At 63.1% G+C, this 15084-nt stretch carries 15 protein-coding genes; 7 read left to right on the top strand and 8 right to left on the bottom strand.

What is annotated here, in order from left to right:
- Window positions 1–87: 87 nt before the first annotated feature.
- Window positions 88–1539, bottom strand: coding sequence for an MDR family MFS transporter (locus M1D87_RS21300; RefSeq protein WP_123084921.1), 1452 nt, complete (start codon window positions 1537–1539; stop codon window positions 88–90).
- Between the two features lie 452 nt (window positions 1540–1991).
- On the opposite strand from M1D87_RS21300, the gene M1D87_RS21295 reads away from it, so the two are divergent.
- A complete protein-coding gene (locus tag M1D87_RS21295; protein WP_003259571.1) occupies window positions 1992–2861 on the top strand; it encodes an isocitrate lyase/PEP mutase family protein in 870 nt (289 codons plus the stop codon).
- Between the two features lie 25 nt (window positions 2862–2886).
- On the opposite strand, the gene M1D87_RS21290 is transcribed toward M1D87_RS21295, so the two are convergent.
- The gene (locus M1D87_RS21290; RefSeq protein WP_123084920.1) at window positions 2887–3792 is read right to left on the bottom strand and encodes a LysR family transcriptional regulator; all 906 of its coding nucleotides are present in this window, start codon (window positions 3790–3792) and stop codon (window positions 2887–2889) included.
- Between the two features lie 103 nt (window positions 3793–3895).
- On the opposite strand from M1D87_RS21290, the gene M1D87_RS21285 reads away from it, so the two are divergent.
- Together M1D87_RS21285 and M1D87_RS21280 are read left to right on the top strand one after the other, a co-directional pair.
- Window positions 3896–4771, top strand: a complete 876-nt coding sequence (locus M1D87_RS21285; protein WP_123084919.1) for an MBL fold metallo-hydrolase — start codon at window positions 3896–3898, stop codon at window positions 4769–4771.
- 27 nt (window positions 4772–4798) lie between these two features.
- A complete protein-coding gene (locus M1D87_RS21280; protein WP_085664380.1) occupies window positions 4799–5413 on the top strand; it encodes an NAD(P)-dependent oxidoreductase in 615 nt (204 codons plus the stop codon).
- A 200-nt stretch (window positions 5414–5613) separates the two neighbouring features.
- Here the strand turns inward: M1D87_RS21280 and M1D87_RS21275 are convergent, their stop codons facing one another.
- Window positions 5614–6489 (bottom strand): LysR substrate-binding domain-containing protein, encoded by an 876-nt coding sequence (locus M1D87_RS21275; RefSeq protein ID WP_123084918.1) that lies wholly within the window; start codon window positions 6487–6489, stop codon window positions 5614–5616.
- Between the two features lie 114 nt (window positions 6490–6603).
- Here M1D87_RS21275 and M1D87_RS21270 point away from each other — a divergent pair, with 114 nt between their 5' ends.
- The gene (locus tag M1D87_RS21270; protein ID WP_123084917.1) at window positions 6604–8241 is read left to right on the top strand and encodes a 5-guanidino-2-oxopentanoate decarboxylase; all 1638 of its coding nucleotides are present in this window, start codon (window positions 6604–6606) and stop codon (window positions 8239–8241) included.
- 134 nt (window positions 8242–8375) lie between these two features.
- Here the strand turns inward: M1D87_RS21270 and M1D87_RS21265 are convergent, their stop codons facing one another.
- Window positions 8376–9296 carry an AraC family transcriptional regulator gene (locus M1D87_RS21265; protein WP_003258430.1) on the bottom strand — a complete coding sequence of 307 codons (921 nt, stop codon included), beginning with the start codon at window positions 9294–9296 and terminating at the stop codon, window positions 8376–8378.
- 202 nt (window positions 9297–9498) lie between these two features.
- Between M1D87_RS21265 and M1D87_RS21260 the strand changes: the two genes are divergently transcribed.
- The gene (locus tag M1D87_RS21260; RefSeq protein ID WP_003258431.1) at window positions 9499–9792 is read left to right on the top strand and encodes a putative quinol monooxygenase; all 294 of its coding nucleotides are present in this window, start codon (window positions 9499–9501) and stop codon (window positions 9790–9792) included.
- Between the two features lie 82 nt (window positions 9793–9874).
- Entirely contained in the window at window positions 9875–10108 is a 234-nt protein-coding gene (locus tag M1D87_RS21255) for a hypothetical protein (RefSeq protein WP_039613762.1), read from the top strand.
- Here M1D87_RS21255 and M1D87_RS21250 read toward each other — a convergent pair whose 3' ends face one another.
- Both M1D87_RS21250 and M1D87_RS21245 read right to left on the bottom strand, forming a co-directional pair.
- The gene (locus tag M1D87_RS21250; protein WP_085721045.1) at window positions 10109–10714 is read right to left on the bottom strand and encodes a flavin reductase family protein; all 606 of its coding nucleotides are present in this window, start codon (window positions 10712–10714) and stop codon (window positions 10109–10111) included. It abuts the gene before it with no gap.
- A 118-nt stretch (window positions 10715–10832) separates the two neighbouring features.
- Window positions 10833–11198 carry a hypothetical protein gene (locus M1D87_RS21245; protein WP_015271636.1) on the bottom strand — a complete coding sequence of 122 codons (366 nt, stop codon included), beginning with the start codon at window positions 11196–11198 and terminating at the stop codon, window positions 10833–10835.
- Window positions 11199–11542: 344 nt separating this feature from the next.
- Between M1D87_RS21245 and M1D87_RS21240 the strand changes: the two genes are divergently transcribed.
- Window positions 11543–12295: a COG4705 family protein gene (locus tag M1D87_RS21240; protein WP_054571987.1), complete on the top strand. Its 753-nt coding sequence runs from the start codon at window positions 11543–11545 to the stop codon at window positions 12293–12295.
- Here the strand turns inward: M1D87_RS21240 and M1D87_RS21235 are convergent.
- Together M1D87_RS21235 and M1D87_RS21230 are read right to left on the bottom strand one after the other, a co-directional pair.
- Window positions 12274–13413 carry a Fic family protein gene (locus M1D87_RS21235; RefSeq protein WP_123084934.1) on the bottom strand — a complete coding sequence of 380 codons (1140 nt, stop codon included), beginning with the start codon at window positions 13411–13413 and terminating at the stop codon, window positions 12274–12276. The two genes, M1D87_RS21240 and M1D87_RS21235, sit on opposite strands and share 22 nt — an antisense overlap.
- Window positions 13414–13596: 183 nt before the next feature.
- Complete coding sequence (locus M1D87_RS21230; RefSeq protein ID WP_003258436.1) at window positions 13597–14916, bottom strand: MFS transporter; 1320 nt, start codon at window positions 14914–14916, stop codon at window positions 13597–13599.
- Window positions 14917–15084 lie beyond the last annotated feature (168 nt).

The following is a 15084-nucleotide window of genomic DNA, read 5'->3' as shown; positions in this document are numbered from 1 at the left end:
TCTTCGCGGGTGAACCCGCTCCCACAGGGATCGCACAAGATGCAGGTTTGCAGCAAGGCAGCAGCCCACACAACGGTGTGGCCGACTTCAGCGTCCGCGCAGTTGCCGGTCGGGCAATGCAAGCGCTGCAAACAGTCCCAGCACAGCTACCCCGGCACTCCCCATCAGCAAATGCTGGAACGTTTCCAGCAACCGCCCTTGTGTCACCAGGTCCACTTCTCCGGCCTTCAGGCTCCCCAGCAACGGATTACCCAGCGACTCGAACCCGCCTTGGTGCAGCAGCGCCAGCAGCAGGCTGGACATGCACGCCACTCCCATGGCCCCGCCAAGCGAGCGGAACAGGTTGGTGGTGCTGGTGGCCACGCCGATGTCCTTGCTGTCCACCGCGCTTTGCGTGCCTACCAGCGAGGTCGGGAACTGCAGCCCGCAAGCGATGCCGGTCAGCAGCATGAACAGTGCACTGAGCAAGACCGACTGCGGCGGGGTCAGCGCCATGGCGAAAATGGCCAGTGGTATCAGCAGTGCGCCGGCCAGGATCTGCGGCTTGTAGCGCCCGGTCAGGCTGGTCATGCGCCCTCCGGTGAAGGCACCCATGGGCAGCCCCATCACCAGCGGCAGGAGGTGCAGGGCAGCACTGTCGGCGCCGGCACCGGTGATGCCCTGGTAGCGCAACGGCATGAGCATGGTCAGGGAGATCGACTGGAAGCTTGCGAAGAAGATCACGCCCCAGCACAGCACCGCCACGCGATTGCCGAACAGGCCGAGCGGCAGCAGCGGCTCCGGGCAGCGGCGCTCATGGGCGATGAACAGCATCAAGCCCAGCGCGGCGCAGGCGAACAAGGCCAGCACGGCCGGGTCGACCCAGGCGTGGCCCTGGCCGACCAGGGTAATGCCCAGCAACAGGCTACCCAGGCCGAGAATCAGCAACACGGCACCCAGGTAATCCACCTGCGCCTCGCGGCGCTGCACCGGCATGCTTCCGAGGGCGCGGCGGATCGCCCACAGTGCAACCAGCCCCAGCGGCAGGTTGATCCAGAACACCCAGCGCCATGACAGGTATTCGGTCAACCAGCCGCCCAGCACCGGACCGGCGACACTGGCCACCGCGTACATGCTGCTGAAGTATCCCTGGTAGCGGCCGCGCTCCCGTGGGGGTACGAAGTCGCCGATGATCGCCTGGCTCACCGAGACCATGCCACCGGCACCAATGCCCTGCAGTACCCGGGCCAGCACCAGCTGTTGCATGTCCTGGGCCAGGGCGCAGGCGATCGAGGCCAGGGTGAACAGGCTGATGCCGGTGAGGATCATCCGGCGCCTTCCGTACAGGTCGCCCAGCTTGCCGTAGATCGGCACGGCGACAGTCATCGCCACCATGTAGCCGGAGATGACCCAGGCCAGCAGGCCGACATCGTTGAACTGCGCCGAGATCGCCGGCAGCGAGACAGCGACGATGGTCTGGTCCAGGGCGCCGAGGAAGATCGCCAGCATCAGGGCGGTGAGCACGTTGCGCAGGGTGGTGGGGGGCAGGGCGGCGGTCACGGGGATACCTTGTATGACGGTGGCGGCCTTCTTCGCGGGTAAACCCGCTCCCACAGGTCCGGTGTCGCTTCTGAGGACGGCGCGGTCCCTGTGGGAGCGGGTTTACCCGCGAAGAAGCCAGCATGAAGTCCCCGAATTGTAACCTGAGTTAGGTAGCTTCCTATCCACTATCTGCATCCCCTATGCAAGATCGGCATTGGCGCATTCATTCAGTGCTGCATGGCTGCGTGATATCGTTGGTATGCCACAGAGGCTGAAAATCGGGGGTTTGCACCAGCTTGGTGCAACATTATGCCGCAGGTTTTTGCGCCGCTGTCTCCCACACCTTTTATTCCTCTGCCTGCATGTCGAGCATGACCGCCCAGATGGCGACGGTTGGAACAGGCCAGGTAGACCCGATTACAGGGGTCGGTAGTTACCGTTCGAATTTCAACTTATTTTGCGGAGTGATCATGCCCAAGGCTTCCCATCAAGATCTGCGTTTTGCCTTCCGCGAGCTGCTCGCTTCAGGTTCCTGTTATCACACCGCATCGGTATTCGACCCGATGTCGGCACGCATTGCCGCAGACCTGGGCTTCGAGGTCGGCATCCTCGGTGGCTCCGTCGCTTCGCTGCAGGTACTGGCTGCACCGGACTTCGCCCTGATCACCCTCAGCGAGTTCGTCGAGCAGGCCACCCGTATTGGTCGCGTGGCACAACTGCCGGTGCTGGCTGACGCCGACCACGGCTATGGCAACGCGCTGAACGTCATGCGCACGGTCATCGAACTGGAGCGCGCCGGCGTGGCTGCGCTGACCATCGAGGACACCCTGTTACCTGCCCAGTTCGGGCGCAAGTCCACCGACCTGATCCCGGTTGAAGAGGGCGTCGGCAAGATCCGTGCGGCGCTGGAGGCACGGGTCGATTCGTCGCTGTCGATCATTGCCCGGACCAACGCTGGCGTGCTCACCACCGAAGAAATCATCGTGCGTACCCAGAGCTACCAGAAGGCCGGAGCCGACGGCATCTGCATGGTGGGGGTGAAGGACTTCGAACAACTCGAGCAGATTGCCGAGCACCTGACGGTGCCACTGATGCTGGTGACCTACGGCAACCCGAACCTGCGTGACGACGAGCGCCTGGCACGCCTGGGCGTGCGCATCGTCGTCGATGGTCACGCGGCCTACTTTGCCGCCATCAAGGCCACCTACGATTGCCTGCGGCTGCAGCGCGGCCAGCAGAACAAGTCGGAAAACCTCAGCGCCACCGAACTCTCGCACACCTACACCCAGCCAGAGGACTACATCCGCTGGGCGAAGGAGTACATGAGCGTCGAGGAGTGACAGTGCCATTCCTGTAGGAGCGGCTTTACAAGTCCTGATCCCACTCCGGTTCGTCCTTGAACCGCTGCACCAGAAAATCCAGCATGCTGCGCAAGGTCGCCGGCATGTGCTTGCGTGAGGTGTACACCGCATTCAGGTTCAGCTCGCGTGGCCTGGCTTCGGGCACCAGGCGCACCAGTTCACCCCGGCGCAGGGCCTCTGCGGCCTGGTAGGTCGGCAGCATGGCGATACCTGCGCCGGCCAGCGCCGCTTTCTGCAGTGTCATCGCCTCGTTGGCACTGATGTTCCCCGCCACTGGCACGGCGACTTGCTGGCCGGCTACCTCGAAATGCCACAGGCTGTGGCCGAAGTAGGCATGTGTCAGGCAGTTGTGCCGGCTCAGTTCCTCGACCCGTTGCGGCGTGCCGTGCTCGCGCAGGTAGGCCGGTGCCGCACACACTGCCGAGCGGCATACGCTCAGGCGCCGGGCGATCAGGTTGGGGTCCAGGTCATTGCTGGTGCGGATGGCCAGGTCGATGCGCTCGTCCACCAGGTTGACCGTGCGATCGAGCATCTGCAGTTCCACCTTCACCCCGGGGTAGCGCCGGACGTAGGCGGCCACTGCATCCACCAGCTGGGCCTGGCCGAACGAGGTGCTGACGCTGATGCGCAGCGCGCCCTTGGGCGCGTCATCCGGCTGCTGCACCGCGGCCTGCAGGTCGCCAGCCAGTTCCAGCAATTGCCGGCAGCGAGGCAGGGTTTCCTGGCCGGCGGCGGTGAGGCTGAGCTTGCGTGTGGTGCGCTGCATCAGCCGTGCGCCAACCCAGTCTTCCAGCTCTGCCAGGTAGCGCGAAACCACCGGCCGCGACAGTTGCAGATGATCCGCCGCCGCCGACTGGCTACCCAGGTCGACGACGGTGACGAAAACGCGCATGGCGTTGAGACGGTCCATGATTTGCCCGGTTTCAGAAACAAACTATGTTCGAGCATCGCATTTTTTGTCACGGATTGGGCAACTAAGCTGTTGGGCATTGTTCATCTGACGGGCGTTTGCGATGTCTCTTTTCACTCCCTTGCGTGGCCTGCTGCTGGCCTGTGTGACCCTGGCCGGCCCGGCGCTGGCTGCCGACCCCTTGCGGCTGGAGGTTTACAACCCCGGGCATGAGGCGATCTTCCCGGTCAGTTCGGTGATCGTCAGTGGCGAGCACGACGCCATCCTCGTCGATGCCCAGTTCGGCAAGGCCCAGGCCAAGCAACTGGTGCAGCGCCTGCGGGCAGGCGGCAAGCAGCTGACCACTATCTACATCAGCCATGGCGACCCGGACTACTATTTCGGCCTGGATACCCTGACCCAGGCCTTCCCGGACGCCAAGGTGCTGGCGTCGGCCGCCACGGTTGCCCATATCCGCCAGACCAAGGATGCCAAGCTGGCCTACTGGGGCCCGCAGATGGGCGCGGACAAGCCGGCGCGGCTGGTGCTGCCACAGGTGCTCGAAGGCAACCGCCTGACGCTGGAAGGGCAGGTCCTTGAGGTGGTCGGCCTGGACGGCTCGCAACCTGACCGCAGTTTTGTGTGGATCCCGTCGATCAAGGCGGTGGTCGGTGGCGTGGTGGTGTCGGAGAACATTCATGTATGGATGGCCGACACGCAAACGGCCAAGTCCCACGCCGACTGGCTCGGCACCCTGGCGCACATCGAAGCGCTGGCGCCGCGCACGGTCATCCCCGGGCATTACCTGGAAGACAGCAGTCGATCGCTGGAGGCCGTGCATTTCACGGCGAACTACATTCGTGACTTCGATGCCGAGACCGCCCAGGCGAAAGACGCCGGTGCGTTGATCGCGGCGATGAAGCGACGTTACCCGAGCCTGGCCGATGAAAGCTCGCTGGAGCTGGGGGCCAAGGTCGCCAAGGGCGAGATGAAGTGGTAATTCCGTTCAACTGATGGAGAGTATCCCATGAGCAAGATTGCAATCATCGGTGCCACTGGCCGCGCTGGCAGCCAGTTGCTGGAAGAGGCCCTGCGCCGTGGCCACAGTGTGCTGGCCATCGCCCGCGACCCGTCGCGGTTGCAGGGGCGGGACGGGGTGACGGTCAAGGCGCTGGATGCCAAGGACAGCGCGGCCCTGCAAGCGGCGGTCGCGGGTGTGGATGCGGTGCTGAGTGCGGCGCATTTCTCTACCATCGAGCCACACGCCATCATCGAGCCAGTCAAACGGGCCGGGGTCAGGCGCCTGCTGGTGGTGGGGGGGGCCGGCAGCCTGTTGCTGCCGTCTGGGCATCGGGTGATCGACAGCCCGGACTTTCCCGAGGCATACAAGGCCGAGGCCACTGCCGGAGTGCGTTTCCTGGAAGCGTTGCAACGGGAGCCGAACCTGGACTGGACCTTCCTGTCGCCGTCGGCGGAGTTCGTTGAAGGTGAGCGCAGCGGGCATTACAAGCTGGGCAAGGATCATCTGTTGATCGGCGCGGATGGCAAGAGCTGGATCACCTTTGCCGATTACGCGATTGCCATGCTCGACGAACTGGAAAAGCCGGCGCATTCGCGGCAGCGTTTTACTGTCGGCTATTGAGTCGCCTGCTTCGTTTGCATGAATGTATCTGGTGCAGGCAGCTCGCCTGTAGGAGCGGCCTTGTGTCGCGAAAGGGTCGCGCAGCGGCCCCAGGATATCCGCCACAGTGCAATATCGCCGGGGCTGCTGCGCAGCCCTTTCGCGACACAAGGCCGCTCCTACAAGGGCTTGTGCACATCGGCGAATAGCGAAAACGGGCCTTAGAAGCTGGCCTGTTCCTCCAGCCAATCCAGCAACTCCCCCAACCCCGCCGGCAAGCTCTTGGCCTGGCTCACCAGGTAATACCCCTTGCCGGTCATCACCTTCAGCGCAAACGGCATGCACAACCGCCCCCCGCGCAAGTCATCGCCGATCAGCGACCAGTCGCCGATGGCCACGCCGGTGCCCTGCGAGGCCATGGCCATCGCCATGTCCAGCGTCTCGAAATGCTGCTTCGGACCTTGAATGGCCAGCGTTGCCCCGGCTGCCTGCAGCCACAGCTGCCAGTCATGCTCATTCCGCGAGGGGTGCAGCAGCATGTGTCGCGCCAGGTCCTCGACCTGCTGCAACGGCACCGGCCCCTCGCGCAGTGACGGCGCGCACACCGGCGTCAGTTGCTCATCGAACAGCTTGCGCACGCGCAGCCCGTGGTTCGGCGCATCGCCATACACCACCGCCGCATCGAAACCCTCGCGGCGAAAGTCCACTCCATGTTGCACCGTGGTGGTCAGCTCCACCGGTACATCCGGGCGTAGCGCCTGCCATTCCATCAGGCGTGGCAGCAGCCAGCGCATCACGCAGGTCGGTGCCTTGAGCTGTAACGTAGCGCTGCGCCCACCCACCTCGCGCACCCCTTGTTCAATCAGCGCAAATACCTGTTGCACCCTTGGCAGCCAGTCCTGGCCTTCACGGGTCAGGCTCAACCCACGGGCCTGGCGCTGGAACAAGGCATAGCCCAGATGCTCTTCGAGGGCCGCGATCTGCCGGCTGACGGCGCCCTGGGTGATATGCAACTGCTGCCCGGCACGGGTGAAATTGCAGTGCTGGGCGGTGACCAGGAAGGTATGCAGGGCGGGCAGGGGCGGGAGGCGTTTCATTGTGCTGAGCCATGATTGCAGAACATGGCTAGTATGTGTTTTTTTGCATTGTGGCGATAGCCGTCGCTGGGTCCAATAGGGGCATAACCCAACCAAGATTCACGGTGAAACCCAATGGCGACCTGCGGCGAAGTACTGGTAAAACTCCTTGAAGGCTATGGCGTTGACCATGTCTTCGGCATCCCTGGCGTACATACCGTGGAGCTCTACCGCGGCCTGGCGAGCTCGTCTATCCGCCATGTCACCCCGCGCCACGAGCAGGGTGCCGGGTTCATGGCCGACGGCTATGCGCGGACCCGCGGCAAACCGGGGGTGTGCTTCATCATCACCGGCCCGGGCATGACCAACATCACCACCGCCATGGGCCAGGCCTATGCCGACTCGATCCCGATGCTGGTAATTTCCAGCGTGCAATCCCGCGACCAGCTGGGCGGTGGCCGTGGCAAGCTGCATGAGTTGCCCAACCAGGCCGCGCTGGTGTCGGGTGTGGCGGCGTTTTCCCACACCCTGATGAGTGCCGATGACCTGCCGCAGGTGCTGGCTCGGGCATTCGCCGTGTTCGAAGGCGCCCGACCGCGCCCGGTGCATATCGAGATCCCGCTCGACGTGCTGGTCGAACCGGCCGATCACCTGCTGCCGGGGCGCGTGGTGCGCAGTAGCCGGGCAGGGGCAGCGCCGCAGGCCGTGGCGCAGATGGCTGAGCGCCTGGCCAATGCACGGCGGCCATTGATCCTGGCCGGGGGCGGCGCATTGGCCGCGGGCGCTGCGCTGGCGCGCCTGGCCGAACACCTGCAGGCGCCGGTGGCGCTGACTATCAATGCCAAGGGGCTGCTGCCGGCCAGCCACCCGCTGCAGATTGGCTCGACCCAGTCACTGCCTGCCACGCGGGCGCTGGTGGCCGAGGCCGATGTGGTGCTGGCGATCGGTACCGAACTGGCCGAAACCGACTATGACGTCACCTTCAAAGGTGGCTTCGAGATCCCGGGCAGCCTGTTGCGCATTGACATCGACCCGGACCAGACCGTGCGCAATTACCTGCCGACGCTGTCGCTGGTGGCCGATGCCGAACTGGCCGCCGAGGCGCTGCTCGGTGCCTTGCAGGCGCTGCCGCAACCCGTGCGTGAAAGCACGTGGGGCGCGGCCCGTGTGGCCAAGCTGCGCCAGGCACTGGCGGCGGGTTGGGACCAGCCGACCCTGAGCCAGACGCGTTTGCTGAATGCAATTATCGAGCGCCTGCCCAATGCCATTCTGGTGGGCGATTCGACCCAGCCGGTGTACACCGGCAACCTGACCCTGGACATGGACCAGCCACGCCGTTGGTTCAACGCCTCGACCGGCTACGGCACCTTGGGTTACGCATTGCCGGCTGCCATGGGCGCCTGGCTGGGCAGCGCGGAGCAGGTCGGTGAGCGTGCCCCTGCGGTGTGCCTGATTGGTGATGGCGGTCTGCAGTTCACCTTGCCGGAGCTGGCCAGCGCGGTGGAAGCGCAGGTGCCGCTGATCGTGCTGCTATGGAATAACCAGGGGTACGAGGAAATCAAGAAGTACATGGTCAACCGGGCCATCGAGCCGGTCGGGGTGGATATCCATACGCCGGACTTCATCGGTGTGGCGCGGGCCCTGGGCGCGGCGGCGGAGCAGGTGGCAGATGTGGCGCAGCTGCAGGTGGCGTTGGGGCAGGCAGTGGAGCGCAAGGGGCCGACCTTGATCCAGGTTGACCAGAATCAGTGGCAGGGGGCTGTGTTGGGTTGAGGTGAAGCTATTGTCTGTACCGGCCCTTTCGCGGGTGAACCCGCTCCCACAGGTACTGCACAGTTATCAATATCTGTGCAAAACCTGTGGGAGCGGGTTTACCCGCGAAAGGGCCGGCACAGGCAAAGCCAAACTCAGCCAGCAGTCGCCCGCAACCTGGCCACATCACGAATCGGCGGCGCGCCATACAGCCGGCTGTATTCACGGCTGAACTGTGACGGGCTTTCATACCCCACCCGGTAGGCCGCCACCGCTGCCTCGAGGCCGTCATTGAGCATCAATCGCCGCGCCTCCTGCAGGCGCAGTTGCTTCTGGTACTGCAACGGGCTCATCGACGTCACGGCCTTGAACCGGTGGTGCAAGGTCGAGGTGCTGAGGTTGACTTCCCGCGCCAGATCCTCGATGCGCAAAGGCCGCTGGTAGTTCTGGTTGAGCCAGGTGATGGCCTGACAAACTCGGTGGGTCTGGCTGTTGGCCAAGGCGATTTCGTACAACCGATAGCCCTGCGGCCCGCGCAGCAGGCGGTACAGAATCTCCCGGCGGAACAGCGGCGCCAGCATCGCGATGTCGCGAGGGGTGTCCAGCAGGCGTATCAGCCGCAGCAAGGCGTCGAGCAACGCGGCGTCGGTTCTCTCCACATACAAGCCACGACCGGAAGGCCGGTTGGGCACCAGCATCGGCCCGCTTTCGGCGATCAGCTGGCTGATTTCGGCCGGGTCAAGGTCCATGCGCAGGCCAAGGCTCGGGTGCTCGGGGCTGGCGTCGAGCTTTACGCCGCTAAGCGGCAAGGTTACCGAGACCACCATGTAGTGCAGCGGGTCATAGGCGTACTGCTCGTCACCCAGGAACAGGCTTTTGCTGCCCTGGGCGAGGATGCACAGCGCAGGTTGCGCCAGCGTCGGTACCGAGCGCACGTTTTCGGTGTACCGGACCAGGTACAGGTCATCGATGGCCGATGCCGGGCCGTGAGGCTCCCCGGCGTGGCGGCGGATCAGCTCGGCCAGCTCCTGGCGTTGCAGTTCCAGGCTTGGGTCGATGGACGTGGCGATGGTCATGATGGCTTTCCTCTGCTGACCGACGCAGCATAGGTTTGGGCAATGGCGGGCGCTAGTCAAAAGCTGCACGCCGATTGCCTGATCCTGCCGCGCTGCAGGATCAGGCAATTGGCGAGCAGTAATGGCCTAACGCGTCGCGCGGGCGAGGCCCTAACCTTGGCAGCCTGGCTTTTTCGTCCGCCTGCTTCAAGGAGATTGTGCAATGACCCCGACACAACCGGTCACCCACCTTGCTTTCATCCGTGCCAGCAGCGGGCGCTCGGCGGAGCTGGGCGCGCGCCTGCGTGACCTGCTCGAGCCCTCGTTGCGGGCACCGGGCTGCCTGAGTTTTTCGGTGCAGCGTTCGCAGGCTGATGCCGATTTATGGTTGCTCAGTGGCAGCTGGCAAGACCAGCAGGCGATGAGTGGCTATTTTGCTTCGCCGACACTGGAGGTGTTTGGTGAGTTGGTGCAGGAACAGGTGGTCAGCAGCCTGGACCTGCATACCTTTGATTGAGGTGTTGCCTGTACCGGCGATAGGGCCTGTACAGGCAAATAGGGTAAAATGCCGGCCCCCGATCAACGAAGCGGATAGCAATATGGCACGTAGGGAATTCCCGCATTTCGAAGCGGTTTCGGCGATGGTCCCGGTGGAAGGTGGCGGCTACAACGCGGCCATCGCGGTCAAGGCCCTGGGCATGGGCGGTGCGCCGCGCTTTCACAAGATTCTCGACGGCCAGGTGTTCCAGGGCGCCGTGGCCGCCGATGAAGCGGCCACGGCCGAGCTGCAACGCCTGCAGGGCGTCAGCGAAGAGGGTGAGCTGATCTGGTGATCAGGCCGGTGGGCGGGCCATCTTGAACAGGTTGCCCAGCTCGAAATAGTCTGCCGGGCCACCACCACGCAGGATCGGCTCGGCGGCAGCGGTATCGTAGATACCGTTCTTCAACAGGTGCTCGGCAATGTGCACCGCCACCACTTCACCCAGGATCAACCAGCTGGGCACCAGTTCCTGGTCGGCCCGCTTGAGCTGGACGATCTGGCTGACCTTGCACTCGAAGGCCACTGGGGTTTCGCCGACACGCGGCACATTGACGATGCTCGATGGCGTGGCGGTTAGGCCGCTCAATTCGAATTCGCTTACCTCGGCGGCAACCGGTGCGCAGCTCTGGTTCATCTGCTCGGCCAACGTGCGAGTGGCGAGGTTCCAGACGAACTCGCCGGTCTGCTCGATGTTGTTCAGGCTGTCTTTGCGCCCGACGCTGCAGAAACCGATGATTGGCGGGATGTAGTTGAAGGCGTTGAAGAAGCTGTAGGGCGCCAGGTTCAGGCGGCCTTCGCGGTCGTGTGAGGAGATCCAGCCGATAGGGCGGGGGCCGACGATGGCGTTGAACGGGTCGTGGGGCAGGCCGTGGCCTTTTGCGGGTTCGTAGTAATACATCTGTGCTGGGCTTGCTGGCCCTACCTCCTGGTGGACAAGGCGCCTAGTGTGCCAAGCCTGTGCCCGCCTGAAAATGATCAAGCCCGGCCGAAGCCGGGCTGGGTGCTCGCATCAGGGATCAGCTGATGCGGTGGGCGTTGGTGCGGTTGAAGCCGTCTTCGGCGAAACGCTGGCCACCAGTGCGGTCGAAGCCGTCTTCGGCGAAGCGTTGACCACCAGTGCGGTCGAAGCCGTCTTCGGCGAAGCGTTGACCACCAGTGCGGTCGAAGCCGTCTTCGGCGAAGCGCTGGCCACCGGTGCGGTCGAAGCCATCTTCAGCGAAGCGCTGGCCGCCAGTACGGTCGAAACCATCTTCAGCGTAGGCAGCGGATTGGCTCTGGGTCGCTGCGAAGGTGTGGGCGTTGGTGCGGTTGAAGCCATCTTCGGCGAAAGCGCCAGCAGCGAAAACCGAGAGGGCCAGGGTGAGGATCAGTTTGTTTTTCATGGTCGTTGCTCCAGGGGTTTTTGAGGTTGTTTTGTTTCTATGGGTTTAATCCTACGCTTATTAATTTGATTAAAAAGCGCAAATAGTAGTGCTTAAAAATCGAATAGTTCGATATGTGTTGGCGTGCATCTTGTGGCTCGGGCAGCGGTTCTGGCTCAGGATGTGCCCGCCCATGCGCCGACGTTCTGCCAGCCATTTCAGCTTGAGGCGGTGGAATTAATGGGGCGTTAAGGATGAAAAATTTGTCATTGAAGGCTGCTGAACGCATTTTTCATACATCACCAACCGATTTTTCAAATGCTGTTCAGCACCATCGCCGCACCTCAAACCGGAGCGGCACAACAATGAACAAACTTCCGCAAATCACCTTGGCCTTCTGGGTCATGAAGATCTGCGCTACCACCCTTGGCGAAACGGCGGGGGATTTGCTGTCGATGACCCTGAACATCGGCTATGCCCTCAGTTCGTTGCTGCTTATCAGCGTGTTCCTGCTGACCTTGCTCGGCCAGCTGTACTCGCGCCGCTACCACCCGATGCTGTACTGGCTGGTGATCCTCTCCACCAGCACCGCAGGCACCACCATGTCCGACTTCATGGACCGCACCCTGGGCCTGGGCTACGCCGCGGGTTCGGCCATCCTCATCGGCATCCTGCTGCTGACCTTCCTGGTATGGCGCCTGAGCGGCAACCCGCTGGATGTCACCCGCATCAAGAACCGCACGGGCGAATTGTTCTACTGGGTGGCGATCCTGTTTTCCAACACCCTCGGCACGGCGCTGGGCGATTACCTGGCCGATGACTCGGGGCTCGGTTTTGCCGGTGGCGCACTGTTGATCGGCAGTGCCATCGCCATGGTAGTGGTGGCCCGCTACTGGACACGCATCCCTGGCGTGGTGTTGTTCTGGGTCGCGTTCGTGCTTACCCGCCCGTTCGGCGCCACCTTGGGCGACTTCCTCACCAAGCCCCACGAGAAGGGCGGTTTGGACTTCGGCACGGTCGGCTCTTCGGCGGTGCTGGGAGGGGTGTTGTTGGTACTGGTGCTGATGGCCACCTGGTACCAGCGCCGTGAGCCGCGTCAGGCGTTGGAGATGTCCTGAGTGTTGATGCGGTAGCGGGTACTGCGGCCCCCGCCAGGCAGGCGAACCAGACAGGCTTTGTCGAGCAGATCGGTCAGGTGGCGGGTCGCAGTGGCCTTTGATACCTTCGCCACCGCCTGGTATTGCGCTGCGTTGATACCTTCCTCGAATCCTCGGGGGCCGCCATCGAGCAACCTGTTGAGCACCTTTACCTGTTCGGGCAGCAAACCATCTGAGCGATGTGCTTGCCAGAACCTGGCCTTGGCCAGTATCCGGTCGATATTGGCCAGGGCCTTCTCCAGGCTGCGCAGCAGGGTAGCAAGAAACCAGGATAGCCAGCGGGTGATATCCAGGTCTCCTTTCTGGCTGTTCTCCAGCACTTGGTAATAGCCGGCCCTGTCTTCGAGGATGCTTGCAGACATGGCATAGAAGCGAATGGCCTGTCGCTCACCTTGTGCCAGCGCCAGGTCGGTGATTGCCCGAGTCAGACGGCCATTGCCATCGTCGAACGGATGCAGGGTGACGAACCAGAAGTGGGCGATGCCGGCACGTAGCAGTGGGTCCAGGCTGGTGGAATCGCGACTGTTGGCAAACCAGTCGAGAAACTCGTTGAGCCGGGCTTCCAGGCCATCGCGCGGTGGTGCTTCGAAATGCACGGTAGGCTTGTCGAGCCGGCCGGAGATCACCTGCATGGGCCTTTCATCACGCAACTGGCCGACCAGTATCGCTTTGCTCAAGGCGCCTTGTGCCAGCGGGAAAAGCCACTGGTGCCAGGTGTACAAGCGCTGCAGGGTCAGAGGTCGGTCATACCCTTGCGTTGCATCCAGCATCAGCTCCGCCAGCCCTTCACTCCGGGCATTGGTAGGTCCTTGCTCCTCGATGCCCAGCCGGCGAGCGAGGGAAGAGCGGACAGAACCCACGTTCAACTGCTCACCTTCGATTGCCGAAGAGGTGACGATGTTTTGCAGCAGCGTATCGAGGATGTTCTGGCACTCGCTGAGCGCATCGACGCTGCCGATCTTGCCCAGCAGGCGTCCTTGCATGTCGATGCAATTGCGTAGCATTGGGGCGATGGCTTCGTTTTGCCAGGTGAAGCGTGGCCAGGCAGGTTGCTGCCAGATCCATAAGGGGCTATTCATGATCCGTCCCATGAGCCAAATAAGCCGGCTATTCGGCTCATTCTGTGAGCCGAATAATAGCGCTATTCGGCTCATCCTGTGAGCCGAATAAGGCCGTTAATCGGCTCACAGGCTGCCGCGTATCACAAAAAAGGGGGCGCCCCATGCACTGGAGCGCCCCTTTTCAGTACTGCCAGGCCAGCATCACTCAGTGGTAATCCGCGAGTGCTGCTTGGTGTCCTTCATGGTTGCGTAAACCAGCAGCGAGCAGGCGATGCAGGCGGTCACGTACCAGTAGAAGCCACTCTCCATGCCGGCGCTCTTGAACCACAGGGCCACGTACTCGGCGGTGCCGCCGAAGATCGACACGGTCAGCGCGTACGGCAGGCCCACGCCCAGAGCGCGGATTTCGGTAGGGAACAGCTCGGCTTTGACCACGGCGTTGATCGAGGTGTAGCCGCTGACGATGATCAGCGCCGCCATGATCAGGAAGAACGCGCCCCACCAGGTCTGGATGGTGTGCAGGGTGCTGAGGATCGGTACGGTGAACAGGGTGCCGAGCACGCCGAAGGCGATCAGGATCGGGCGTCGACCGATCTTGTCGGACAGGCCGCCGATCACCGGCTGCAGGCACATGAACAGGAACAGCGTGGCGGCCGAGATGGTGGTCGAGTCGCTGATGCTCATGCCAACGGTGTTGACCAGGTACTTCTGCATGTAGGTGGTGTAGGTGTAGAAGGCCAGGGTGCCGCCCATGGTCAGCCCGACCACGGTCATCAGCTCCTTGGGGTGGCGCAGCAGGGTGCGCATCAGGCTTTCCTTGGCCTTTTCCTTCTTGGTGAAGGAGGCGGTTTCTTCCATGCCGCGACGCAGGTACAGCGCCACCACGGCGCACAGCGCACCGATCACGAACGGTACGCGCCAGCCCCAGGCATACAGCTGCTCGGTGGTCAGGGTCTGTTGCAGGACGATCAGTACCGCCAGGGCGATGAGCTGGCCGGAGATCAGGGTCACGTACTGGAAGCTGGAGAAGAAGCCACGGCGGTCCTTGCTGGCCATCTCGCTGAGGTAGGTGGCCGAGGTGCCGTATTCACCACCCACCGACAGGCCCTGCATCAGGCGTGCAATGACCAGCAGGATGGGTGCGGCGACTCCGATGGTTTCGTAACCCGGGGTCAGGGCGATGACCAGCGAGCCTGCGCACATCAGCAGTACCGAGGCCATCAATGCGGCCTTGCGGCCTTTGCGGTCGGCGTACAGGCCCATCAACCAGCCACCGATCGGGCGCATGAGGAAGCCCACGGCGAAGATCGCGGCGGTATTGAGCAATTGTGCGGTGGAATCGCCGGCCGGGAAGAAGGCCTTGGCGAAGTACAGCGAGAATGCGGCGTAGACGTACCAGTCGTACCATTCGACCATGTTGCCGATGGACCCGCTGAAGATCGACTTCAGGCGGCTGGCGGTGGTTTTTTCTGTGGCAGGCGCGGTGGACGCCCCGGCTGGCAGGGAGGTGGCATTATCCATCAGGGATACCTTCTCGTTGTTTTTGTGGAGCGCGCCGTGGCGCAGCTTGCACAGGTGATTGCAGAAGGTGTGCCAAATGGGTGCATTGGGTTTCAAATGGGGGCGCTGTGCGCCCCTTCGCGGGCACGCCCGCTCCCACAGAAGCCGCGTTATTCCTGACGTGGCGCA

Source organism: Pseudomonas sp. SA233 (genome assembly GCF_054792385.1).
The sequence above is the reverse complement of the archived record's forward strand: the minus strand, read 5'-3'. Positions and strand labels throughout refer to the sequence as shown.